This window comes from Kocuria sp. ZOR0020, assembly GCF_000800955.1.
GTDB lineage: Bacteria > Actinomycetota > Actinomycetes > Actinomycetales > Micrococcaceae > Kocuria > Kocuria subflava.
Window position 1 is genome coordinate 1 of record NZ_JROX01000138.1, and the last position, 24955, is coordinate 24955.

Consider the following 24955-nt stretch of genomic DNA (forward strand, 5'->3'; position numbering starts at 1 on the left):
ACTGACCGACCCCCCTTCGCCGAGACCGAGGTTTCTGCCCGCCTGCAACCCCTGTGGCGGGCAGAAACCTCGGTCTTGGCGTCAGTGCAGGTCTCTTAGCCACCTCCGCAAGGCCATCAAGCGCTGGCGCGATTGCAGATCGTCCATGACGACCACTCGAACGTCCCACCCGTCGTCGCGAAGTTCATTCAGACGTCCGGCCTCATCGCGATACTGCCGCCAGTTGAGGTGGTGAACTTTCCCGTTGTACTCAAGAGCTTTGCGGCGCTGCTTCCACGCCAGGTCCAGGTACACCTTGCGTCCGGATGACAGCACCACTGGCAAGTTGTGGGCCGGTGGTGGGGCACCCAACTTAATGACCACCAGGCGCAGGACCGTCTCCATGGGAGACCACACATTGGGAGCGGCTTGATTCAACGCTTGGAACAGGAGTGCTTTCCCTCGGGTACCGGGGGCAATGCCATGCAGTTGCGCCATCAGATCTCCCGGCTGAAGCTGGAGGGGCTGCCCCGCTTCGTCAACAGCTCGAGCGAGCACGTTGTCCGCAGCCACGACCGCGCGCCACCCACGTTGCCACTTCTGGAGGGCGAGCAGAGTGGGCAATGCTGCGGTGACCTGGCTGCCCCAAGGTCCTGATTGCAGGGTGTGATGGGCAGCCAACTTACGCACCACGACGTCGTTGCCACGCCACAGCTTGTGCCCGTTCGGGACAACGATCTCCGGTGCAGGGTTCCAAGGAGTCCAGGTGCGGGCCTGACCCAGAACGCCATCCACCCAGTTCATGCCCCACATGAGAGGAATCTGCAGTGCCGCTGCCGCGCAGAGTCCGGAGACGGCTGCGTGGGGCACAGCCGAGGCGATCAGTGCACTGACCTCCCACGGCTGCAGGTCTGTCGGTGCGATGATGCCGTCCCATTGCGCCCACAGCCCGTGGGTCAGCGCCACCATGGAGGGGTCACGTTGCAGAGACCGGGTGCGGCGACCCCAACGCGCGGTGGTGTCGATCTGCGGGATGGGAAATCGCTGGGGCAGCGGTTCGAGGTACATGGTGGGCACGCTATGTGCGGCCGATTCCGCCCATGCAGGTTGTCCACAGCCCGGAGGGAATACACCAGGTGGTCAGGACAACTTCTCCGCCTGTGGAGGACCTCTTCCTTCCGCTGAGACCGAGGTTTCTGCCCGCCTGCAACCCCTGTGGCGGGCCGAAACCTCGGTTTCGTCGGGGGCTGGTACAGTTGTGCGGTCGGCCGGCAAGGTGCCGCTTTGTTCTGCCCTCATGCCTCAACCACACGACGGGTCGGACACCGAAAGCGAGCACCTGTAGCTCTGCGGGATTGCGGCTGATCCCCACCTCTCCACATGGACCGATCCATGCCTGGAGGCCGGACCGAACAGATCACGACGTCCGTCGTCGAACCTGCACCAGCAGGACGCGGCAGCGGGCGCCACCGCATGAAAGGTGACACATCAGTGTCTGACAACGCATTGCGTGCGCGCCGCCAGGTGCGCAAGTCCCGTGCCCTCGGAATCGCCCTGACGCCGAAGGCTGAGAAGTACTTTGAGCGCCGTCCGTACGGCCCCGGTGAGCACGGCCGTGCCCGCCGCAAGGCAGATTCGGACTACAAGGTTCGTCTGCTGGAGAAGCAGCGCCTGCGCGCCCAGTACAACATCCGCGAGAAGCAGATGCACCGTGCCTACGTCGAGGCCAAGCGCCGCGAGGGCCAGACCGGTGAGAACCTGATCCAGCTGCTGGAATCCCGCCTGGACGCCTTGGTCCTGCGCGCCGGTTTCGCCCGCACCATGGCTCAGGCCCGCCAGATGGTGGTGCACCGTCACATCCTGGTCGACGGCCAGCGTGTTGACCGCCCCTCCTTCCTGGTCAAGCCCGGTCAGATGATCCACGTGCACGAAAAGTCCGAGAAGATGGTCCCGTTCCAGGTTGCCGCCACCGGCGCCCACCAGGACGTGCTGCCCAAGACCCCGGCTTACCTGAACGTTGAGATCGACAAGCTGCAGGCCACCTACACGCGTCACCCCGAGCGCTCCGAGGTCCCCGTGACCTGTGAAGAGCAGCTCGTGGTCGAGTACTACGCTCGTATGGCCTGATCTGCAAAGTTCGACCTGATCTGCAACAACGACGACGACGGCGGACCTCGCCACCGTTGACGCAAGAACCACCCCCGCACCAATCGTGGTGTGGGGGTGGTTCTTTTTCGGGTGGGCCCAGGCTGATGGGCGGTGGAGGGGATCAGCGCTTGTGCGGTGTGTTGCTCACCGAGTTCTTGGCGTTGAGGATGCTGTTGCCGTAGGACCCGTTGAAGGAGGCATCTCCCTCACAGGGGGCGGTGTAGCTGTCAGCCAGACCCGGGTAGGACATCACGGGCGCCTCGCAGGCCTTCTCCACAGCACCCTCGGTGATGAATCGTTCCACCCGGTGTGGCTGCATCTTCTTGCCACCCCACTGGTTGTCGGGTTGGCCGTGACGGGCAATGGTCAGGGCAGCCACACCCGTCACATGGGGTGCGGCCATGGAGGTGCCCTGCAGGTACTCGTAGTACGCGCAGTTGTTCTCCCCGGAGCATTCGCTGATCACAAAGGGGCTCAGGGACTCCCCGTTGGGCGCAAGGTCGGTCTCCGCACGGACCACCACTTCCGGTACTGCTGCCAGGATCATGTTTTCCGGGCGCGGGTTCTTGTCTGTGTCAAAGAAGTCCCGGTAGGCACCGCCCGGTGCCGCCACGGCCACCTGCTCCGTGCCGTAGTTGGAGTAGTAGGCCTTCAGGGAGCTGGGCCCCACGGAGGACACACTCATCACGCCGTTGCCTTCCGTGGGCATGACCACGCAGGAGGTGTCGATGGCGCGTTCACGCTCATTGCCCTCGGGGTAGTTGGGGCTGGAGCCGTCGGAGATGGGGTTGCCCAGGTCCTGGTGGCTGTTGCCCATGGCGGCAATCAAGGTGACCCCGTTGTTGCGGGCGTAGTCCAGTGCCCGATTGGTGGCCTCGATGGTCAACCGCTGGGCGGTCTGTTCCTCGGGGGAGTCAGCGGGGTTGGCGGCGCAGTTGAAGGCCCAGGGGTCAATGTAGAAGCTCATGTTGACCACATCGATCCCAGCCGACGGTGCGTAGGTCAGGGCGTCCAGGGTGGGTTGCAGGAAGAAGTACCCGCTGTCCTGCCCGTTGCGCAGGTTCACCACTTCGGCCTCTGGTGCCACACCGGTCACGCCGATCCCGTTGCGGGGTGAGGCGATGGTGCTGGCCACATGCGTGCCGTGTCCGTTTTCGTCCACGTCCGCGGCATCCGTGCAACTGCCGTCCGGGTCTTCGGCGCAGGCGCCGTCGATCTCTGGGATGTCCGTGGTGAAGTTCCTGGAGAGGGCCAGGTTGAAGTTGGCGGCGATGTCCGGGTTGTTGCCGTCAACGCCGGTGTCCATGATGCCCACCCGGGCGCCTTTGCCCATGGTGGTCTGGTGGGCGGCATCGGCCTCGATCATGTCCAGCTTCCACTGCCGGTCCCGCAGCGGGGCCGTGACCAGCGGAGTGTTTCCCTGGTGGTTCTTGCCCTTGCCGCGGCTCTGCCCGGGAGGGGCCTTGGTGATGTTCTGCTCGGTGGAGCGGGCGGCGGGGCGTTCTGCGCGGGCACGTTCGACGTCGTCAGCCTTGCGTTTCTTCTCCCCGATGTCGCCACGCGGGGAGTAGCCGATCACGGAATCGTCCATGGTTCCGGTGATCAGGGGATTCTGATCCAGCTTCTGAGCCAAATCGGCTGGACCGTTGACCGTGTAGAGGCCGATGGCTTCATTGGTCTGAGCAACTTCACCGCCGGCTGCTTCGACGGCAGCGGTCACCTGGTTCGCGGCAGTTCCGGGTTCCGCCAGCACGAGTTGCCGGGTGGTGTCCTGGTTGTCAGCGGGAGCGGCGGTGTTCGACGGCGTGGCCCATGCGGGCTGGGCCGTCAGGAGTGAACCGATCATGGCAGCGGCGGCCAAGCCGGCGCCGATGCTCTTGGTGGTGCGCGGCATACTGCTCCTTTCAGAGGGAAATCTGCGTCGTCGCAGGTGCGAGACGAATTGCCGCAGATGTGACAGAAGTTACATCCATACTTACTGTTTGGTAAGTCCTGAATTTCTTGGACAGGTGGTTTCGGTGGCTCTGCCGGGGCCGCGCCGTGGTCGGTGTGCACCGGGATCGTGACCAATTGGTTACAGTAGAGCCACACCAAAGCGCCCGTTAGACCACCGGTTCACGCCAGCACTTGCTGACCGAGGACGGGTTTGGGCCCCATTGCAGAGCACGTCCCACCCGGGTGTGTTCTGCCTGAGTCAGGTAACAGGAGCCCGCAGAGCCCATGACCGGAGGAGATATTGCCGGCCTGATCGCCGCAGGCGTGTTTGCCGTGCTGGTGGCGCTGTTGGCCGTGCCCATCATCAAGTTGGGCCGTGTCTTCGATGAACTGCGCGTGTGGATCCGTGATCTCAACGCAGAAACCGAGCCCCTGATTGATGAGGTGGTCCGCACGGTGGCCACCACCAACTCCCAGCTGGAGAAGGTGGACGGCATCACGGACAACGTCTCCGATGCCTCGGCCAACGTCTCCGCCATGACTTCCCTGGTGGCCTCCACGGTGGGGCAGCCCATCATTAAGATGGCTGCGTTCTCCTCCGGTGTGCGCCGCGCTTTCAGCCCTGAGGCAGCCCGGGCACGCCGGGCCCAGGAACGTCGGATGCGCGATGCTGAGAGCAGCTCGGCCCGTTCCGGTGAATCAACGCCGCCGCCTGCTGCGGATGGGCCCCGAACACCTGCTGCTGCCCCTGCCGGATTTCACGACGACGACGCTGCGGCTGGGTCGTCGCCAACGAACCAACGTCCCTGGTGGGAGGGCACGGAGTTCGACACCGGTGCAGAGCCGATGACCGACGCCGATGCGACTCGAATCAACGCTGATGCGGATGAGGAACCCGGGACCGGGGATTCCCCCGTGGTGATCGAGATGGTGGGCGAGCCGGATTCAGCTCACGGGGAATCCACTCGGGCGGCTCGGCACGTTGCCAGGTCCACGCGTCACACTGTGTCGGACCGGCCTGCGAACCATGTATCACAGAGGCCTGCACCGGATGCGGACACCCGCGCCGTGGGTGAGCCCGGCCAGGAGGGAGAACGGTGAGCGCAATTGCACGCCTTGCACTGTTGGCAGCAGGGGCTGCAGCGGGTGCCGTGGCCACGCGGTGGGCAACCTCGGATTCCGGGCGCCGGACACTCTCGGAGCTCGGTTCCACCTCCTTGCCACATCGTGCGGCGTTGACGGGCTCCGGAGACGTGGCCGGGCACGGCGCGTCCCTTGAACCCCGCCCAGCCCGCGAGAACAAGGTGGCCAGCAAACTTCTTCGCGTGGCCCAGGACGTGCGTGCCGCCATGGACCAGCGGGAAGGTGAACTGCGTGCCCAGTTGGGGCTACCCGCACCAGATCAGATCAAGGCACGTAGGGCCAATGGCACCAGCGCCGGCCCCCACCACTGAGAACGTGTCCCGGCAGTGCAACACTGGCCGAAGCTTCAGAACATTTGCCACGGCAACAGAGACAAAGGACCGCGAGCACCACATGTTGACCCATGAGATCACCGAACGTTGGTTGACCTACTTCCAGAAGCAGGGTCACACCGTCGTTCCCTCCGCGTCGTTGGTCTCCACCCAGCCCGGTTCCATGTTCACCATTGCGGGCATGGTCCCGTTCATCCCGTACTTCCTGGGGCAGGAACAGGCTCCGTGGCCGCGTGCCACGTCCGTGCAGAAGTGCATCCGGACCCTGGACATCGACGAGGTGGGCAAGACTGCCCGTCACGGGACCTTCTTCCAGATGGCTGGAAACTTCTCCTTTGGTGACTACTTCAAGGAGAAGGCCATTCCCATGGCCTGGGAGCTGCTGACGTCCTCCACGGACAACGGTGGTTACGGCCTGGACCCGGAGCGGCTGTGGGTCACCATTTACGAGGGCGATGACGAAGCCCACGATCTGTGGTGCAACACCGTGGGCCTGCCGGAAGAGCGTATTCAACGCATGCCCAAGGAGGAGAACTACTGGGACACCGGACAGCCCGGCCCGGCTGGTCCTGATTCCGAGATCTTCTACGACCGTGGTCCGCGTTACGGGCGCGACGGCGGCCCTGCAGTGGATGACGACCGCTACATCGAGATCTGGAACCTGGTGTTCATGCAGTACCAGCGTGGCGAAGGATCCGGCAAGGACTACGAGATCCTGGGCGAGCTGCCGCGCAAGAACATTGACACCGGTATGGGCGTGGAGCGCATGGCCATGCTGCTGCAGGGTGTGGAGAACTTCTACGAGACCGATCAGGTCCGTCCGGTCCTGGATGCCGCGGCCAAGCTCTCCGGCAAGACCTACCACGGTGCGGAGAAGGCAGAGGACCCCGGTTACGACGACGACGTCCGCATGCGCGTGGTGGCGGACCACATCCGGTCCTCCCTGATGCTGATTGCCGACGGCGTGACACCGGGCAATGAAGGCCGTGGCTACATCTTGCGCAGGTTGCTGCGTCGCGCCATCCGCGCCATGCGTCTGCTGGGTGTGACAGAACCTTGCCTCGATGTTCTGCTGCCGGCATCCCGGGATGCCATGGGGGAGATGTTCCCCGTGGTGCGCGAGGATTTCGAACGCATTTCCCGGATCGCCTACGCCGAGGAGAAGGCGTTCCTGAAGACCATCGAGTCCGGTACCTCCCGGCTGGATGACGCCGTGGCCGTGGCCAAGACCCAGGGTGGTGCGGTGACCGGCGCGGAGGCCTTCGCCTTGCACGACACCTACGGTTTCCCCATCGACCTGACCTTGGAGATGGCAGCCGAAGCCGGCGTGGCCGTGGATGAAACCGCTTTCCGGTCCTTGATGAACGAGCAGCGCGAGCGTGCCCGCAAGGATGCCCAGGCCAAGAAGGGTGCCCACGCGGATCTGTCCGTGCTGCGTGCTCTGCAAGAACAGCGGGACTCGATCTTCACCGGCTACACCGAGCCCTCCACGGCAACCACCGTGCGTGCCTTGTTGGTGGACGGTGCCACGGTGCCCGCAGCCTCTCAGGGGGATGAGGTGGAGGTCATCCTGGACGCCACCCCGTTCTACGCAGAGGCCGGCGGCCAGGCCGCAGACTCCGGAACCATCACCGGCCACGGATTTGTGCTGACTGTGGCTGATGTCCAGCAGCCCGTCAAGGGGCTCTCCGTGCACCGCGCCACCGTGACCTCCGGTGAAGTGGCTGCCGGTACCGAGGCCGTGGCCTCCATTGACGTCCGACGACGTCGCGACGCCGAAATGGCGCACACCGGGACGCACATTGTGCACGCCGCATTGCACGACGTGCTGGGCCCGGAGGCCGTACAGCGCGGATCCTTCAACAAGGAGGGTTACCTGCGCTTCGACTTTGCCTGGGGCGAGGGCATGTCCGATGCCCAGAAGCAGGAAGTGGAAGGTCTGGCCAACACCGTCATCCGGGACGATCACGAGGTCATCACCCGTGAGATGCCCTTGGCAGAGGCCAAGGCGCTGGGTGCCATGAGCCTGTTCGGGGAGAAGTACGGGGACCAGGTCCGAGTGGTTGAGCTCAACGGGCCCTGGTCGCGTGAACTGTGCGGTGGAACCCACGTGGGGGACACCGCCCAGATCGGTTCCTTGTCCTTGATCTCAGAGGGCTCCGTGGGCTCAGGCAACCGGCGTGTGGAGGCCCTGGTGGGGCTGAACTCGTTTGAGCACCTGGCGGCTGAGCGCACCCTGGTCAACCAGCTCACGGACATGCTCAAGGTGCAGCACTCCACGGATCTGCCCACGCGAATCCACGAAACTCTGGAGAAGCTGCGCTCCGCTGAGAAGGAACTGGCCGCGTTGCGCCGGGAGAAGCTCACGGCACAGGCAGGGTCTCTGCTGGACTCCGTCCAGGACCTGGGTTCCCTGCAGGTGCTCACCCATGACCTGGGCGAGATCTCCGGTGCGGATGATCTGCGCGCCTTGGCCCTGGATCTGCGCGGACGCTTGACCGAGCGCCCCGCCGTCGTCGCGGTCACTGGTGTGTCCAACGGGCGCCCGCTGGTGCTGGTGGCCACCACGGACGCCGCACGGGCAGCCGGGGCCAAGGCCGGTGCCATGGTGCGCGTGGCCGCCGGTGTGCTGGGTGGCGGCGGTGGCGGCAGGGACGATCTTGCCCAGGGCGGCGGTCAGGACGCCACCAAGACCCAGGCTGCCTTGCAGGCGATCGTGGACCAGCTGCAGTCCCAGACCGGTGGGTCCCCCACGGGCACAGGCGGTGGCGATGCGTGAGGTCCAGGCCTCACTGCAGCCGCTGAACCTGAATCTGCGGGGGCGGCGACTCGGTGTGGACGTGGGCCAGGTCCGGGTGGGTGTTGCCCTCACCGATCCTGACGCGATCATGGCCACGCCGCTGACCACCCTGGAACGCGACCACAGGAAGAACTTTGACGTCAAGATCGCCGCAAAACTGGTGGCCGAGCACGACGTCGTGGAGGTGGTGGTTGGCCTTCCCCTGGCCATGTCAGGGGAACACACCGACTCCACGCGGGCCGCTTTGACTTGGGCCCAGCGCCTCAGCGATCGGCTGGAGCGCAACGGGCACGCGGCAACGGTGCACATGGTGGACGAACGCTGGACCAGCGTGCAGTCCCACCGGCTCCTGCTGGATGCGGGGATCTCCCGGCGGGAACACAAGACCAAGGTGGACCAGCAAGCGGCCGTGACCATCCTTGAAGCCGCCCTGGCCACAGCACGCCGCGCCGTGGAAGACCGTGATCCGTCCGTTACCGAAAGATCCGATCAAAATATTGACATGACCATGGACGAATCTGCCTCGTCCGCCAATCCGGAGGGAGACCTCACGTGAGTGAACAGCAGCGGGGCCCTGAGAATCAGGGCCACACGCCATCCCCCCGCGCAGGCAAAGGACTGTCCGGAGCCTTCCAGGTGGAAGAGCGCTCCGAGGCCCAATTGCAGCGGCTCAAGAAGCGTCACAATCTGTCCCTGCTGGGGGCCATTGCCCTGTTCACGGCGGCGGCCGTGTTCACGGTCTCCGTTCTGGGCAACAACTTTGGGTGGTTCGAACGCAAGGACTACCGCGGGGACGGCAATGAGACCGTGAACTTCACCATTTCTGAGGGTGACACGGTGGAGCAGGTGGGGATCGACCTGGCCAACGAGGACATCGTGGCCAACGCCGGCAGGTTCATCGAGACCTTCAATGATGAATACCAGGGCGAGTTCATCCAGCCCGGTGACTACGAGATGCGCCGGCAGATGAGCTCGGAAGCGGCCGTGCGCGTGCTCATGGATGAAGGCGATCCCGCTCACTACGCGGCGGTGGCCAACACCTTGCGCATGGACGACACCTTCCAGATCCTCTCGGACTCCACCGGTATCTCCGTGGACGAGTTCGAGAGCGCGGCGGAGGACACGTCCAAGTTCGGCATTCCGGATGAGTTCCCCAACATCGAGGGTTACTTGCACCCCGGTGAGTACCGCTTCCCGTTGGATGCCACGGCTGACCAGATCCTCCAGGAGATGGTGGACCGGACCAAGGCCACCCTGGAACGCAACAATGTCCCGGAGGACCAGGCCTTCCGTGTGTTGACGGTGGCCTCCCTGGTGGAGTTCGAGGGCGTTCCTGCGGACTACGCCGATGTTGCAGGGGCGATCTACAACCGCATTGACCGTCCGGATGATGAAACCAACGGATTCATCCAGTCCGATGCCTCCGTGACCTACGGATTGGGCCGCCGCTCCTACGACTTCTCCGACGAGGAGCGCAGGGACGCCTCCAACGAGTACAACACGTTCGCCAACCCCGGCCTGCCGGTGGGGCCGATCGGTTCCCCGGGCGATGAGTCGATCGATGCTGCGGCCAACCCCGCGGACAACGACTACTACTACTGGGTGACCATCAACCTGGACACCGGTGAAACCAAGTTCGCGGAGAACTTTGCCCAGCATGAGGAAAACGTCGCCGAGTACCAGAGCTGGTGCTCGGACAACCCCGGACGTTGTGACTGACGGGGTGACTGGTTCAACCACAGAAACGGTGCGGCGTGCCCATGCGGGAGTGGTCGGCCATCCGATCGGCCACTCTCGTTCCCCGGACCTGCATGCGGCAGCCTACGCCGTACTGGGGGCGTCTCTGACCTACACCGCCACCGACGTGGATGAAACTGAGTTGTTCGCCCACGTTGCTGATCTGCGGTCAGATCCGCTGTGGCGGGGACTGTCCGTGACCATGCCGCTGAAGTCGGAGGCCGCTGAACTTGCCGATGACCTCACGGACCTGGCGCAGGCCGTTGGAGTGGTCAACACCTTGGTGCATTCCGGTGACGGTCACCTGTTGGGCCACAACACGGACGTGGCCGGCATCATGGGTGCCGTGAGGGCCGCAGGCACCGTACCGCCCAGCCCACGCGCCGCCATTCTGGGTGGTGGAGGCACAGCCACCGCCGCGGTTGCCGCTGTCCAAGGGCTGGGAGCGCAGTCCGTGGACGTGTGGGTGCGCTCGGAGGCCCGGGCACACCGCACGACGACGGCGGCCGGTCACCTGGGCCTGCCGATCCACCTGAAGGCTTGGGACCAGGCCGCTGAGCACCTGGCAGGCTACGACGTCGTGGTGGCCACGTTGCCACCCCACGGATGTGACGAACTCGCAGCGGGCCTGGCCTCCATGCGGGGACGCACCACCACTGGTGTTCTGCTGGATGCCGCCTACGACCCGTGGCCCTCTGCGATCGCCCGCGCCTGGAAGCGCATGGGCGGCAGCATTGCCCCAGGTCTGGACATGCTCATCCACCAAGCGGTGGACCAGATCAAGCTGTTCACACGACGTCCGTTGGACGAGGACCTGCCGGAGCAGGACGCTGTGATTGCCGCCATGTGTGCCGCGGTGGGGCGGGCGCAGCCTGGCACGGACCGGTAAGATCGCCCAAGATCTTGCAGATCGCCTGACTTCCACCCTTGTCGCCTGACTTCCATCATCTGAGGAGAAATGCACCATGCTCCGTTGGCTCACGGCCGGAGAATCCCACGGAGAAGCCCTGGTGGGCATCATTGAGGGGGTGCCTGCAGGTGTTGGTCTGACCTCTTCGGAGATTCAGGACGCGTTGGCCCGGCGTCGTCTGGGCTACGGGCGTGGGGCCCGCATGAAGTTCGAGCAGGACAAGGTGCGCATCCTGGGCGGAGTGCGTCATGGCATCACCCAGGGTGGACCCGTGGCCATTGAGATCGCCAACACGGAATGGCCCAAGTGGGAGCGTGTGATGAACGCAGACCCCGTGGATCCCGCCGAATTGGAGGGCAAAGCGCGCAATGCCGCGCTGACCCGTCCCCGCCCCGGCCACGCTGATTTCACGGGCATGCAGAAGTATGCCCACGCTGAAGCACGCCCCATTCTGGAACGGGCCTCTGCCCGTGAAACCGCCACCCGTGTGGCCCTGGGTGTTGTGGCGGCCAAGATGCTGGAAGCCCTGGGCGTGGGCCTGGTTTCCCACACCACTGCCGTGGGGGGAGTTGAAGCACCCGTGGACGCCCACCGTCCCACACCGGCAGATGTGCAGCAGCTGGACCACGATCCGCTCAGGTGCTTTGACTCCACCACCTCCCAGGCCATGGTGGAAGCCGTTGACGTGGCGCACAAGGACGGGGAGACGCTGGGCGGGGTGGTGGAGGTGCTGGCCTACAACCTGCCTCCGGGCCTGGGCTCCTATGTGCACTGGGACCGGCGTCTGGACGCCCGGTTGGCCGGGGCGCTCATGGGCATCCAAGCCATCAAGGGTGTGGAGGTCGGGGACGGTTTCATCACCGCCGCCCGCCCCGGTAGTGCAGCCCATGACGAAATCATGATCGGTGACGACGGTCAGGTCCACCGTGTCTCCAACCGCGCCGGTGGAATCGAGGGTGGCATGTCCATCGGGGACGTGCTGCGGGTGCGGGCCGCCATGAAGCCCATTGCCACGGTGCCCAAGGCCTTGCGCACCGTGGATGTTGCCACTCGTGAGGCCTCTCGGGCCCACCACCAGCGCTCCGATGTCTGCGCGGTACCTGCAGCCGGTGTGGTGGCAGAGGCCATGACGGCGCTGGTGCTGGCCGATGCCGTGATGGAGAAGTTCGGTGGGGACAACATTGCAGAGACCGTGCGCAACAAGGACGCCTACCTGGCCGCCATTCCGCACGAACTGCGCACTTCTGGCGAACTGAGCAGCTTTGACGGCCTGGAGGAGCCTGCCGAGGAACGCAACGCATGAATGCCCAGTTCTCTCCCAAGGATTTTGCCGAGACACTGGCGCACTCTGCGCTGAGCAATCCCGGTGGCAGAGTGGCCGGGGTTGACGGTGATCTGGGCCCGGTGGGCACAGAAGGGACTGTGGCCTTGACCCGTCCTGTGGTGTTGATCGGCCCCATGGCAGCCGGGAAGTCCTTCCTGGCCCTGCACATGTCCAAGTTCTTCGGTTACGACTTTGTTGATGCCGACCAAGTGATTGTTCAGCGCCACGGCGTCATCGCGGATTTGTTCGCCCAGCACGGGGAGAAGTACTTCCGGGACCTGGAAGCTGATGTGATCCAGGAAGTGCTGGCCGGTCCCGCACATGCCAACGCGATCTTTTCCGTGGGTGGGGGAGCGCCCATGAAGGACCGAGTGGCACAAATGCTGGAGCACGAGCTGGTGGCCTACCTCCAGGTGGATGCCGCCACCGTGTTCCCGCGGATCTCCGGCAACCGCAGCCGACCCATGTTGCAGCCCGATCCTGAGCGGCGATGGACCGAGCTGTTGGAGCAGCGCCGATCCCGCTATGAGGCCTTGGCCCAGATCTTGGTGGATGGCACCGGCCAGCGTCAGGTGGCGGACATGGCCCAGGACCTGCACAACGACATTCAAAACCTGCACCAGCAACTTCGCGGTGCCCACCACCAGACGTCTTCTTGAGGTTTCATTCATGACCACCACACGCATTCCTGTCACGGGCGCAACACCTGAGGCCAATTACCACGTTCTGGTGGGCAACGGCCTGCTGGGACATCTGGGGGAGGTCCTGGGACAGCGGGTCAAAAAGGTCTTGGTGATTCACCCCCAGGCCCTGGAGGCCAACGGCCAGGTGGTGGTGGAACAGCTGCAGGCCGATGGTTACCAGGTCTATCAGGCCGTGATCCCGGATGCGGAGGAAGGCAAGCGCCTGGAAGTGGCAGGTTTCTGCTGGCAGGCGCTGGGCCAGGCAGACTTCACCCGCAGTGACGCCATCGTGTCCGTGGGTGGAGGTGCTGTGACGGATCTGGCCGGTTTTGTGGCGGCCACGTGGTTGCGCGGCATCCGGGTGGTGCACGTGCCCACCACGTTCTTGGGCATGGTGGATGCCGCCGTGGGTGGCAAGACCGGGATCAACACGGCTGAGGGCAAGAACCTGGTGGGCGCCTTCCATCCACCGGCTGCCGTGCTGTGCGATCTGGATGCTTTGAGCACCCTGCCCGTCAATGAGCTGCTCACCGGCATGGCCGAGACCGTCAAATGCGGATTCATTGCTGATCCCGTGGTCCTTGACTTGATTGAGCAACACCCTCAGGAGGCCAAGGATCCCGGCTCCGCCGTGCTGCGCGAACTGGTGGAGCGCTCGGTGCGGGTCAAGGCTGAGGTGGTTTCGGAGGATCTCAAGGAGTCCGGGCGCAGGGAGTTCCTGAACTACGGTCACACCTTGGGCCACGCCATTGAGAACAATGAGCGCTACCAGTGGCGTCACGGTGCAGCCGTGGCCATCGGCATGATCTTTGCCGCTGAGTTGGGGCGCACTGCAGGCACCTTGTCCGACGACGTCGTCGAACGGCACCACCGCATCCTGAACCTTCTGGGACTCCCCACCGAATACCGCTACGACCAGTGGCCCAAGCTGCTGGAGGTCATGAAGCGGGACAAGAAGACCCGCGGTGGTCTGCTGCGTTTTGTGGTGCTGGATGACGTGGCCCGCCCCCGGATCATGGAGGTTCCGGATCCGTCCGTCCTGTTCGCCGTCTACCAAGAACTGGCGCACTGAGCGGCACCCAAGATCACACGGCTGCTGACCAGCAGCCCATGCGTGCCTTGGTAGGATGGCCCGCAGCCCAAATCCGCGCGAGACGAAGAGAGCAACGTGGCAACCACCAACGACATCAAGAACGGCACCGTCCTGAACCTGGACGGCAACCTGTGGAGCGTCATTGAGTTCCAGCACGTCAAGCCCGGCAAGGGTGGCGCCTTTGTGCGCACCAAGCTGCGCAACGTGACCTCCGGCAAGGTGGTTGACAAGACCTTCAACGCAGGTGCGAAGGTGGACACCGCTCGCGTGGACCGTTCCGAGTACCAGTACCTGTACAAGGACGGCGACGACTTTGTGTTCATGGACAACTCCACCTACGACCAGCTGACCATCCCGGCTGCCGTCGTGGGCGATGCAGAGAACTTCATGCTGGAGAACACCAACGCTGTGATCGCCATGCACGACGGCTCCCCGCTCTACATCGAGCTGCCGCCGTCGGTGGTCCTGGAGATCACCTACACGGAACCGGGCCTGCAGGGCGACCGCTCCACCGGTGGCACCAAGCCCGCCACCTTGGAGACCGGATACCAGATCCAGGTTCCCCTGTTCATCGAGAACAACACCCGCGTCAAGGTGGACACCCGCTCCGGTGACTACCTGGGCCGCGTCATCGAATGAGCGGGGCACGGACCAAGGCCCGCACCCGGGCCGTGGAAATCCTTTTTGAAGCAGAGCAGCGCGGGGAAGATCCCGTCAACGTGCTCGAGCGGCGCCGCAAGAACTCCCAGCAGCTCTTTGGTGCCTACACCGAGGAACTGGTGCGTGGTGTTCAACTGCGCGGCCCGGAGATCGACGAGGCCATTCAGACCTGGGCCCGCGGTTGGACGCTGGAGCGCATGCCCGCGGTGGACCGCAACATCCTGCGCCTGGGTGCCTGGGAACTGTTGTTCAACGACGACGTCCCGGACACCGTTGCCGTGGATGAAGCCGTGGGATTGGCCAAGACCTTGAGCACGGATGATTCGCCGTCGTTCATCAATGGTGTCTTGGGCCGCCTGCAAGGTGTGAAGCCCACGTTGATGGATCCGCCGTCGGCAACCATCGACGCAGCCGCGCCCGCGGCCCCTGAATCCGAGCCCCGGACCGACTGATCCGGTGTTAGGGTTCCTGCAGTAGCTCGTCCCTTTAAGTCCGTCCTGTGAGGCGGGGAAGGAAGGCAGCGCCTGTGAGTGAATCTGTTGAAAATCCCACGCAAGAGGGCCCGCAGGTGGCGGGTGGTCTCTCGCGTCGGATACTCGCCGCAGCTGACATTGATCGCGCCCTGACGCGGATCGCCCACGAAATCCTGGAGTCCAACCGTGGCGCCCAGGACTTGGTGCTCCTGGGCATCCCACGGCGCGGCTACCCGTTGGCGCAGCGGCTGGCCACCAAGCTGGCATCCATTGACTCCTTTGACCCGGCCACGTCTTTGGGCCAGTTGGACGTCACGATGTACCGGGATGACCTCCGGCGCAATCCTTCACGCGTTCCGTGGCCCACGGTCATGCCCCAGGGCGGAATTGATGACTCGACCGTGGTTCTGGTGGATGACGTCTTGTCCTCCGGGCGCACCATTCGCGCCGCACTGGATGCCTTGACCGAGTTGGGTCGTCCCGGAGTGGTCCGGTTGGCTGTCCTGGTGGACCGTGGGCACCGGGAGCTGCCCATCCGAGCCGATTTTGTGGGCAAGAACCTGCCCACTGCAGCCCGGGAAAAGGTCAAGGTCCGCCTGACTGAGATCGACGGTTGCCCCCAGGACGCCGATGCCGTGGATGAAGTGGTGATCGTTGGATGAAGCACCTGCTCAGCACCGAGAACCTGACCCGTGATCAGGCAATCGAGATCCTGGACACGGCCGACCGCATGGCTGATGTTGGCCAGCAGTCCGTGAAGAAGTTGCCCGCACTGCGCGGACGCACGGTGGTCAACCTGTTTTTTGAAGACTCCACGCGCACCCGCATCTCCTTTGAAACAGCCGCCAAGAGGCTTTCAGCGGACGTGATCAACTTCTCCGCCAAGGGTTCTTCCGTGTCCAAGGGAGAATCCCTCAAAGACACCGCACAAACCCTGATGGCCATGGAGGCCGATGCCGTGGTGATCCGCCACGGTGCCTCCGGCGCGCCCCAGCAGTTGGCCACCTCCGGGTGGATCGATGCCGCCGTGCTGAACGCCGGTGACGGCAAGCACGAGCACCCCACACAGGCCCTGCTGGATGCCATGACCTTGCGTGAGCACCGGTCCAAGCTGGCCGGTACTGCCACCACGGGCACCGGGTTGGACGGCATGCACGTGGTGATCGCGGGGGACATCCTGCACTCGCGCGTGGCACGGTCCAACATGTGGTTGTTGAACACCTTGGGGGCGCGCGTGACGTTCGTGGCCCCGCCCACCCTGCTGCCGGTGGGTGTTGAACATTGGCCGGCGCGGATCGTCTTTGACCTGGACCAGGCTCTGGCACAGAACCCGGATGCCGTGATGTTGCTGCGGGTGCAGCGCGAACGCATGCATGCGGCGTTCTTCCCTTCTGAGGCCGAGTACGCCCGTTGGTGGGGCCTCACCCCGGAGCGGCTAGCTGCACTGGATGCGGCCGGTGCCACCACCGCGATCATGCACCCCGGTCCCATGAACCGCGGGCTGGAGATCTCCTCCGTGGCAGCGGATTCTCCCCGCTCCACGGTGCTGCGGCAGGTGGCCAACGGTGTCTCCGTGCGCATGGCGTGCCTGTACTTGTTGCTCACCGGTGACAACTCCGCCGCCCAAGTCCTGTGAGCATCATGGTGAGCATTACCGTTTTGACTGAGACCCACGCGAAAGGTTGGTTACGATCATGAGCCAGGATCCGCAACAGGCCACCGCCGTGGACACGGGAAGCTGGTTGGTCCGTCAGGCCAATGTTCTGGGTGAAACGGTCACTGACCTGTTGATCGTGGACGGTGTGATCACTCAGATGGGCACCGAACTCTCCGATGAGAACGCCACGGTGATTGACGCCTCTCATCAGATCGCCCTGCCAGGTCTGGTGGACATTCACACGCATCTGCGTGAACCGGGCCGAGAAGACGCTGAAACCGTGGAAACCGGTACCCGTGCCGCCGCCAAGGGTGGCTACACCGCGGTGTTCGCGATGGCCAACTCCAACCCTGTGGCTGACACCGCCGGTGTGGTGGAGCAGGTCTGGGGGCTCGGGCGGGCGGCCGGCTGGACTCAGGTGCAGCCCATCGGGGCCGTCACGGTCGGGCTGGAGGGCAAGAACCTCTCCGAAATCGGTGCCATGGCCGAGTCCCGGGCTCAGGTGCGGGTGTTCTCGGATGACGGCAAGTGCGTCCACGACCCCCTCCTGATGCGCCGGGCCCTGGAATACGTCAAGACCTTCGACGGCGTGGTGGCTCAGCACGCGCAGGAGCCGCGCCTGACAGAAGACGCTCAGATGAACGAAGGTTCGGTCTCCGCCGACTTGGGGCTGGCCGGGTGGCCGGCCGTGGCGGAGGAATCCATCATCGCCCGGGACGTCCTGTTGGCCCAGCACGTGGGGTCCCGGGTACACATCTGCCACCTCTCCACCAAGGGTTCCGTGGAGCTGGTGCGGTGGGCCAAGCAGAGGGGGATCGATGTCACCGCCGAGGTCACGCCCCACCACTTGCTGCTCACTGACGAGCTGGTCCGCACCTTCGATCCCGTGTTCAAGGTGAATCCGCCCCTGCGTACGGACGAGGACGTGGCAGCCGTGCGAGCAGCGGTGGCCGATGGCACCATCGACGTCGTGGGCACCGATCACGCCCCGCACCCTCGTGAGGACAAGGAGTGCGAGTGGAGCTGTGCTGCCATGGGAATGACTGGTCTGGAGACCGCGCTGTCCGTAGTGCACCACACCCTGGTGGAAACAGGCGCCATCTCCTGGCGGGACGTTGCCCGCATCATGTCCCAGACACCCGCGCAGATCGGGCGACTGGAAGGACAGGGTCGCCCACTGGAGGTGGGGGAGCCTGCCAACATCGTGCTGTTCGACCCCGCCGCGGTCACCACCGTTGACCCTGAGAAGCACGCCAGCAAGGGACGTAACAGCCCGTACAAGGGGCTCACACTGCCGGGCTCCGTGCGCGCCACCTTCTTCAAGGGCCACCCCGTGGTGTTGGACGGCGAACTGATGCGACCCCACCCTGCAGCACGGTGAGAGACCCTGACCTGATGCACTACGCCACGGGAGAATCTGGCCGGACACGTCCAGAAATGGCCGAGTACGTGGGCAACTGGCCCGATGCCTCGAAATCTGGCCCGCCGTGGCACATCGTGAGAACCGGAAGTAACTGTGATGGATGAAAAACTGCTGACCGCCGTGCTGCTGGCCGTCTTTGTGATCGTGCTGTTCTCACTGGTGGGCCGGGCCTGGTTGCGCCGCACCCGCCAGGCCGAGGAATCGGGCTCACTGCCGGTTCTGCCCGCAGACATCGAGGACCGCGAACCAACTGCCGTGATCCCCGGCATGTACGTGGCCACCTGCCGTCACCGGGATCACCTGCAGCGGCTGATGGCACACAACTTGGGACTACGGACCTCCGCCACCGTGTTCATCTACCCGGACGGCGTGCTCTACGACCGCGACGGCGCCGATGCCTTGTGGGTGGATGCCGCCGCCGTGGTGGACCACGGCACGACGTCGGGAATGGTGGGCAAGTTTGTGGAGCGCGACGGGATCGTGGTGGTCTCCTGGCGTTTCCACGATCAAGTGGTGGACACCGGCATGCGCACCAAAACCCGTGAAGGCAAGACCGAGTTCCTGGAAGCACTGTCCATCCTGGTAGCTGATCAGAACCAGTCAACCTCCGCAGAATCAACCCCTGCACCGTCCACGAAGGAGACACCGTGACCTCGCTGTCAACCACCCCTGCCGCCCTGGTCCTGGAGGACGGCCGGATCTTCCGCGGTCACGCGTGGGGAGCCACCGGTCAGGCCCTGGGTGAAGCCGTGTTCAGCACGGGCATGACTGGCTACCAGGAGACGATCACGGACCCCTCCTATGCCGGTCAGATCGTGATTCAGACCGCGCCCCACATTGGCAACACAGGCACCAACACCACCGACGACGAATCGCGACGGATCTGGGTGGAGGGTTACGCCGTGCGGGACGCCTCACGGGTGGCCTCCAACTGGCGTAGTGAAAAGCCCCTGGACCAACTGCTGGTGGAGCAGGGAATCGTGTCGATCTGCGACATCGACACCCGCGCTGCCACCCGCCACCTGCGGGACAAGGGGGCCATGAAAGCCGGGATCTTCTCCGGTGATGCGCTCAACGGTGTGACGGATGCCGAACTGGTCAAGACGGTGGGGGAGCAACCTTCCATGGCCGGCCGCCAACTGGCGGAGACCGTCAGCGTGGATCAGACCTACGTGGTGGAACCCTCCGATCACGGCTGGGAGTCCGAACCGCGGTTCGAGGTCGTGGCTGTTGATCTGGGCATCAAAGCCATGACTCCGCAGCGGATGGCCGAGAGTGGCCTGCGAGTTCACGTGGTTCCCGCAGACACCAGTTGGGAGCAGATCCAGGAGATCAACCCGGACGGGGTGTTCATGTCCAACGGGCCCGGCGACCCGCAGACCGCGCAGCGCCAGATCCAGGTCCTGCAGGCGGTTCTGCGTTCCAAGACGCCGTTCTTCGGCATCTGCTTCGGCAATCAAATGCTGGGCCGGGCCTTGGGTTTTGCCACCTACAAGTTGCCGTTCGGTCACCGCGGCATCAACCAGCCGGTCATGGACCGCCGCACGGGCCGGGTGGAAATCACCGCCCAGAACCACGGGTTCGCCGTCGACGCCCCACTGGAGGGCCCGGTCACCGCACCGGTTGCGGAGTTCGGGCGCGTTGAGGTTTCCCACGTGGGTCTCAACGACGACGTCGTGGAGGGTCTGGCATGCCTGGACATTCCCGCGTTCTCCGTCCAGTACCACCCTGAAGCGGCCGCCGGCCCGCACGATGCCGCATACCTTTTTGATCGTTTTGTGGATCTGATGCAGGATCCCGCCCAGAACCAGACGGAGGCCACGAACTGATGCCGCGCAGGACAGATTTGAACAGCGTGCTGGTGATCGGCTCCGGGCCGATCGTGATCGGTCAGGCCGCAGAGTTCGACTACTCCGGAACCCAGGCGCTGCGGGTGCTCAAGGAGGAGGGCCTGCGGGTCATCCTGGTCAACTCCAACCCGGCCACCATCATGACCGACCCCGAGTTCGCCGATGCCACCTACGTGGAGCCCATCACCCCTGAGGTGGTGGAGAAGATCATCGCCAAGGAACGCCCGGATGCCGTACTGCCCACCCTGGGTGGTCAGACCGCGCTGAACACGGCGATCGCCTTGGATGCCAACGGCGTCCTGGAGAAGTACGACGTCGAACTGATCGGGGCCAACATCGAGGCCATCAACCTGGGCGAGGACCGCGAGGCCTTCAAGGGTGTGGTGGAACGTTGTGGTGCCGAATCCGCACGATCGGAGATCGTGCACTCCATGGACGACGCCCTGGCGGCTGCAGAGACCCTGGGCTATCCCATGGTGGTGCGCCCGTCCTTCACCATGGGTGGTCTGGGTTCGGGCATGGCGTACAACGAGGCCGATCTGCACCGTATTGCCGGTGCCGGCCTGCAGTACTCACCCACCACGGAGGTGCTCCTGGAGGAGTCCATCCTGGGGTGGAAGGAGTACGAACTAGAGATGATGCGCGATGCCAAGGACAACGTGGTGGTGGTCTGCTCGATCGAGAACTTCGACCCCGTGGGTGTGCACACCGGCGACTCCATCACCGTGGCGCCTGCGTTGACTCTGACCGACCGCGAGTACCAGAAGCTGCGAGACGTTGCGATCGCCGTGATCCGCGAGGTCGGCGTGGACACCGGCGGGTGCAACATCCAGTTCGCCGTGGACCCGGAGACCGGCCGTGTGGTGGTCATCGAGATGAACCCCCGGGTCTCGCGGTCCTCCGCCTTGGCCTCCAAGGCCACGGGTTTTCCGATCGCCAAGATCGCCACCAAACTGTCCCTGGGCTACACCCTGGATGAGATTCCCAATGACATCACCCAGAAGACGCCTGCCTCCTTCGAGCCCACCTTGGACTACGTGGTCGTCAAGGTCCCGCGATTCGCCTTCGAGAAGTTTCCGGCGGCTGATCCCACACTGACCACCACCATGAAGTCCGTGGGTGAGGCCATGGCCATCGGCCGCAACTTCACCGAGGCCCTGCAGAAGGCCATGCGTTCCCTGGAACAGAAGGGGTCATCCTTCACGTTCGACAAGCCCGAGGTGGCGTTGGGCCCCAACGGTATCGAACGCCTGGTGGAGGCCACGGAAGCCACCACCACGGAGCGGATCTACGCCGTGCAGCAGGCCCTGCTCAACGGCGCCACCCCGGAGCAGATTCACGAGCGGACCAAGATCGACCCCTGGTTCCTGGACCAGATCCAGCTGCTCAACCAGGTGGCCGACGTCGTCCGAGAGGATCCCAACCTCAGCCCGGAGACCCTGCGCCTGGCCAAGCGCCACGGTTTCTCCGATGAGCAGATCGGGGCACTGACCCACGCCTCCGAGGACGTGGTGCGCGGTGTTCGCCACGCCCTGGGCGTGCGGCCGGTGTTCAAGACCGTGGACACCTGTGCTGCCGAGTTCGAGGCCTTCACCCCGTACCACTACTCCTCCTATGACGACGAGAACGAGGTGGCCCACCACGCCAAGCCCTCCATCATGATCCTGGGATCCGGCCCCAACCGGATCGGGCAGGGCATTGAATTCGACTACTCCTGCGTGCACGCCTCCATGGTGCTGCGCGAAGCCGGGCACGAAACCGTGATGGTCAACTGCAACCCGGAAACCGTCTCCACGGACTACGACGTCTCCACCCGCCTGTACTTTGAACCCCTGACCTTCGAGGACGTCATGGAGATCGTGGAGGTGGAGCGAGCCACCGGCGGTCTGTTGGGTGTCTACGTGCAGCTCGGCGGCCAAACCCCGCTGAAGCTGGCCGCGCAGTTGAAGGCGGCCGGTGTTCCGATCCTGGGCACCACGCCGGAGGCGATCGACCTGGCCGAGGACCGCGGGGAATTTGCCCGCGTCCTGCAGGAGGCCGGACTGAGGCAACCTCGCAACGGCACGGCCCACACCTTCGAGGCCGCGCAGGTCATTGCCGATGAGATCGGTTACCCGGTCCTGGTGCGCCCCTCCTACGTGCTGGGTGGACGAGGCATGGAGATCGTCTACACGGAGCAGCAGCTGCGCACCTACCTTGAGAACGCCACGGAGGTTTCGCCGTCGCGGCCTGCGCTGATCGACAAGTTCCTGGAAGACGCCATTGAGATCGACGTCGATGCCCTCTACGACGGCCGCGAGCTGTACGTGGGCGGGATCATGGAACACATCGAGGAAGCTGGTATCCACTCCGGGGATTCGGCCTGCACCTTGCCGCCGATCACTCTGGGTCCGGATGTCCTGGACCGTGTCCGGGAAGCCACCGGTGCCATCGCCGCAGGCGTGGGGGTGCGCGGTTTGATCAACATCCAGTTCGCGCTGGCCTCGGACGTCCTCTACGTGATTGAAGCCAACCCGCGGGCTTCCCGCACCGTGCCGTTCGTCTCCAAGGCCACCGGTGTGCAGTTGGCCAAGGCCGCCGCCTTGATCGGCACCGGCAAGTCACTGCGCGACCTGCGTTCTGAGGGCTTCCTGCTTCCCGACGGCGACGGCGCCCGCCTGCCGGAGACCGCCTCCGTCGCGGTCAAGGAAGCCGTGTTGCCGTTCGCCCGGTTCCGCACCCGCGAAGGTGCTGTGGTGGATTCACTGCTGGGTCCGGAAATGCGCTCAACCGGTGAGGTCATGGGCATCGACAAGTACTTTGACACCGCCTTCGCCAAGGCCCAGGCCGGTGCCGGGGGAGCCTTGCCCACCGAAGGCAAGATCTTTGTCTCCGTGGCCAACAAGGACAAGCGGTCTTCCGTGGTCTACGTGCGGATGTTCAAGGAACTTGGTTTCGAAATCTTCTCCACCGGCGGAACCGCTGAGGTGCTCAAGCGCAACGGGATCGAATCCACGGTGGTGGCCAAGATCTCGGACAGGCAACCGGATGAGCACACCATCATTGACCTGATCCAGGCCGGTGAGATCGCCCTGGTGTTCAACACGCCCTCCAGTGGGGGCGACGCCCGTGGAGACGGTTACGAGATCCGCGCGGCGGCCACCAGCGTGGGTGTGCCCATTGTGACCACGGTGGCGGAGATCGGGGCTGCCCTGCAGGCTGTGACTGCCATGCGCTCCTACTCCTGGGACGTGACCTCCTTGCAGGATCACGCCGAGCGCCTCAACGCCGGTGTGGCCGAAGACTCGGTGGCCACTGAGTCAGCAGAGACCACTGAGCCCGAGGGCCAGCATGTCTGAGACCATCCAGGGCGCAGGCGGCCATGAACCGTATGGTGAACGGTTGGCTCGGGCCATTGGTCAGCGTGGTCCCCTGTGTGTGGGCATCGATGCCCACCCCGCCATCATGGATGCCTGGGGGCTGCCGCAAACTCCTGCTGGCTTGTTGCGACTGTCCATGACCGTGATTGAGGCCGCAGAATCCCGGGTGTCGGCCGTAAAGCCCCAGGTTGCCTGGTATGAGGCCTATGGATCCTCCGGAATGGCTGTGTTGGAGCAGACCTTGGAAGCCGCACGTGAGGCGGGCCTTCTCAGCATTGCTGATGCCAAGCGCGGTGACATCGGTTCCACCATGGAGGCCTACGCCCAGACGTGGCTTTCGGACGGTTCGGCGCTGGCGGCTGATGCGGTGACCCTCAGTCCCTACCTGGGTGCTGGATCGCTGGCCCCTGCCTTCGAGCTGGCCGAGGCCACAGGCCGGGGAACCTACGTGTTGGCCTTGACCTCCAACCGGGAAGGGGCCTCGGTCCAGCACGTGGGAGGCCGTGAATCGGTGGCATCTGGCGTGGTGAAAGCGGTTGAGGCGCGCAACAGCCACGCCTCACGAGCGACACGAACTGACAGTGATCAAATCGTTATAAATCCGCATGGTCTTGTGGTGGGCGCCACTGTTGGCTCCTCACCTCAGGCGGTCGGCGTGGATCTGGCTGACTTCTCCGGCTCGGTGCTGGCACCCGGATACGGTGCGCAAGGGGCCACGGCTGAGATGCTGGGTTCTGTGTTTGGGCACGTCAGGGGCCGAGTATTGGTCAATTCCGCACGTGGCATCCTCAGGGAAGGCCCTGGCCTGGGTCAATTGCGGCGCGCCATGGATGCAGCCACACGTGAGCTGGAGCCATTCCTTGCCGTTGCATAGGCGCTACTCGTGAGCAGGTTACGCAGGCGTTGAGTGCCGCCGTCGTGCGCCATTGGTGAAGACGACGATGCAATTCGACCCTCGCATGTGCTGTGAATACGCATAAACTCGCTAGTGACAGCGGATCCATTCGGTTCTGGTCGAACCGTGGGCCCGAGATCCGCGTCAACCGGAGAGGGAGAACACCAACATGGCATTGCGTATGTTGACTGATGACGAGCGTGCTGCTGCACGCCAGAAAGCCACGGCTGCTCGCGCGGTTCGCGCTGAAGCCAAGGCTGCACTGAAGGACCGCAAGATCACTGCGGCCAATATCCTGGAACGCGCCCAGACCGAGGAAGCCCTGAGCCGCCTCAAGGTCTCCGACCTTTTGGAATCCGCACCCGGAATCGGCAAGGTTCGCTCCGCCGCCATCATGGAGGAGATCGGCATCGCCAAGACCCGCCGTGTTCGTGGCCTGGGTGTGCACCAGCGCAAGGCGCTGATCGAGTACCTGGATTCCTGATCCACGTGTGGCTGTTGTGTTTCACCGGTTGTCTCCGGTGAGGCCACGGCCGTGATCTCAGCCATTCGGG

At 64.4% G+C, this 24955-nt stretch carries 20 protein-coding genes and 2 pseudogenes; 20 read left to right on the forward strand and 2 right to left on the reverse strand.

The genetic code is table 11. From position 1 onward, the window contains the following. Positions 1 to 81: 81 nt before the first annotated feature. Positions 82 to 1047, reverse strand: a complete 966-nt coding sequence (locus L979_RS14650) for a hypothetical protein (RefSeq protein WP_156125516.1) — start codon at positions 1045 to 1047, stop codon at positions 82 to 84. 405 nt (positions 1048 to 1452) lie between these two features. Here L979_RS14650 and rpsD point away from each other — a divergent pair, with 405 nt between their 5' ends. After that, a complete protein-coding gene (gene rpsD, locus L979_RS08675; protein WP_052209705.1) occupies positions 1453 to 2106 on the forward strand; it encodes a 30S ribosomal protein S4 in 654 nt (217 codons plus the stop codon). 142 nt (positions 2107 to 2248) lie between these two features. Here rpsD and L979_RS08680 read toward each other — a convergent pair whose 3' ends face one another. Next, a complete protein-coding gene (locus L979_RS08680; protein WP_047691669.1) occupies positions 2249 to 4021 on the reverse strand; it encodes a S8 family serine peptidase in 1773 nt (590 codons plus the stop codon). A 326-nt stretch (positions 4022 to 4347) separates the two neighbouring features. Here L979_RS08680 and L979_RS08685 point away from each other — a divergent pair. The 19 genes and pseudogenes from L979_RS08685 to mihF form a co-directional block, all read left to right on the forward strand. Further along, positions 4348 to 4680 (forward strand): annotated as a pseudogene (locus L979_RS08685) (DUF948 domain-containing protein); the annotation flags it as partial. A 479-nt stretch (positions 4681 to 5159) separates the two neighbouring features. Next, complete coding sequence (locus tag L979_RS08690; RefSeq protein WP_052209706.1) at positions 5160 to 5516, forward strand: hypothetical protein; 357 nt, start codon at positions 5160 to 5162, stop codon at positions 5514 to 5516. 82 nt (positions 5517 to 5598) lie between these two features. Then, complete coding sequence (gene alaS, locus L979_RS08695) at positions 5599 to 8316, forward strand: alanine--tRNA ligase (RefSeq protein ID WP_047691672.1); 2718 nt, start codon at positions 5599 to 5601, stop codon at positions 8314 to 8316. Then, positions 8309 to 8893: a Holliday junction resolvase RuvX gene (ruvX, locus tag L979_RS08700; RefSeq protein ID WP_052209707.1), complete on the forward strand. Its 585-nt coding sequence runs from the start codon at positions 8309 to 8311 to the stop codon at positions 8891 to 8893. Before alaS ends, ruvX begins: the two co-directional genes overlap by 8 nt. Beyond that, positions 8890 to 10056 carry an endolytic transglycosylase MltG gene (mltG, locus tag L979_RS08705; protein ID WP_052209708.1) on the forward strand — a complete coding sequence of 389 codons (1167 nt, stop codon included), beginning with the start codon at positions 8890 to 8892 and terminating at the stop codon, positions 10054 to 10056. Before ruvX ends, mltG begins: the two co-directional genes overlap by 4 nt. 4 nt (positions 10057 to 10060) lie before the next feature. Beyond that, positions 10061 to 10963 carry a shikimate dehydrogenase gene (locus L979_RS08710; protein WP_052209711.1) on the forward strand — a complete coding sequence of 301 codons (903 nt, stop codon included), beginning with the start codon at positions 10061 to 10063 and terminating at the stop codon, positions 10961 to 10963. A 76-nt stretch (positions 10964 to 11039) separates the two neighbouring features. Beyond that, on the forward strand, positions 11040 to 12287 hold the full coding sequence (gene aroC, locus L979_RS08715; protein ID WP_047691675.1) for a chorismate synthase: 1248 nt from the start codon (positions 11040 to 11042) through the stop codon (positions 12285 to 12287). Continuing rightward, positions 12284 to 12967 (forward strand): shikimate kinase, encoded by a 684-nt coding sequence (locus L979_RS08720; RefSeq protein WP_081994150.1) that lies wholly within the window; start codon positions 12284 to 12286, stop codon positions 12965 to 12967. The genes aroC and L979_RS08720 overlap by 4 nt, the downstream gene beginning before the upstream one ends. Positions 12968 to 12977: 10 nt before the next feature. Continuing rightward, complete coding sequence (gene aroB / locus L979_RS08725; RefSeq protein WP_047691678.1) at positions 12978 to 14063, forward strand: 3-dehydroquinate synthase; 1086 nt, start codon at positions 12978 to 12980, stop codon at positions 14061 to 14063. A 96-nt stretch (positions 14064 to 14159) separates the two neighbouring features. Next, positions 14160 to 14723 carry an elongation factor P gene (gene efp / locus L979_RS08730; protein WP_047691680.1) on the forward strand — a complete coding sequence of 188 codons (564 nt, stop codon included), beginning with the start codon at positions 14160 to 14162 and terminating at the stop codon, positions 14721 to 14723. Continuing rightward, positions 14720 to 15127 (forward strand): annotated as a pseudogene (gene nusB, locus L979_RS08735) (transcription antitermination factor NusB); the annotation flags it as partial. The gene efp and the pseudogene nusB, both read left to right, overlap by 4 nt. Positions 15128 to 15270: 143 nt before the next feature. Beyond that, positions 15271 to 15879: a bifunctional pyr operon transcriptional regulator/uracil phosphoribosyltransferase PyrR gene (pyrR, locus tag L979_RS08740; protein WP_081994154.1), complete on the forward strand. Its 609-nt coding sequence runs from the start codon at positions 15271 to 15273 to the stop codon at positions 15877 to 15879. Beyond that, the gene (locus L979_RS08745) at positions 15876 to 16853 is read left to right on the forward strand and encodes an aspartate carbamoyltransferase catalytic subunit (RefSeq protein WP_047691682.1); all 978 of its coding nucleotides are present in this window, start codon (positions 15876 to 15878) and stop codon (positions 16851 to 16853) included. Before pyrR ends, L979_RS08745 begins: the two co-directional genes overlap by 4 nt. 58 nt (positions 16854 to 16911) lie before the next feature. Beyond that, positions 16912 to 18255, forward strand: a complete 1344-nt coding sequence (locus L979_RS08750) for a dihydroorotase (protein WP_052209709.1) — start codon at positions 16912 to 16914, stop codon at positions 18253 to 18255. A 138-nt stretch (positions 18256 to 18393) separates the two neighbouring features. Beyond that, positions 18394 to 18948 carry an ABC transporter permease gene (locus L979_RS08755; protein ID WP_197052115.1) on the forward strand — a complete coding sequence of 185 codons (555 nt, stop codon included), beginning with the start codon at positions 18394 to 18396 and terminating at the stop codon, positions 18946 to 18948. Continuing rightward, a complete protein-coding gene (gene carA, locus L979_RS08760) occupies positions 18945 to 20126 on the forward strand; it encodes a glutamine-hydrolyzing carbamoyl-phosphate synthase small subunit (protein WP_081994157.1) in 1182 nt (393 codons plus the stop codon). The genes L979_RS08755 and carA overlap by 4 nt, the downstream gene beginning before the upstream one ends. Then, positions 20126 to 23485 (forward strand): carbamoyl-phosphate synthase large subunit, encoded by a 3360-nt coding sequence (gene carB / locus L979_RS08765; protein WP_047691688.1) that lies wholly within the window; start codon positions 20126 to 20128, stop codon positions 23483 to 23485. Before carA ends, carB begins: the two co-directional genes overlap by 1 nt. Next, positions 23478 to 24380, forward strand: coding sequence for an orotidine-5'-phosphate decarboxylase (gene pyrF, locus L979_RS08770; protein WP_052209710.1), 903 nt, complete (start codon positions 23478 to 23480; stop codon positions 24378 to 24380). The genes carB and pyrF overlap by 8 nt, the downstream gene beginning before the upstream one ends. A 190-nt stretch (positions 24381 to 24570) precedes the next feature. Beyond that, positions 24571 to 24885, forward strand: a complete 315-nt coding sequence (gene mihF / locus L979_RS08775) for an integration host factor, actinobacterial type (protein ID WP_047691690.1) — start codon at positions 24571 to 24573, stop codon at positions 24883 to 24885. The last annotated feature ends 70 nt before the right edge of the window (positions 24886 to 24955 follow it).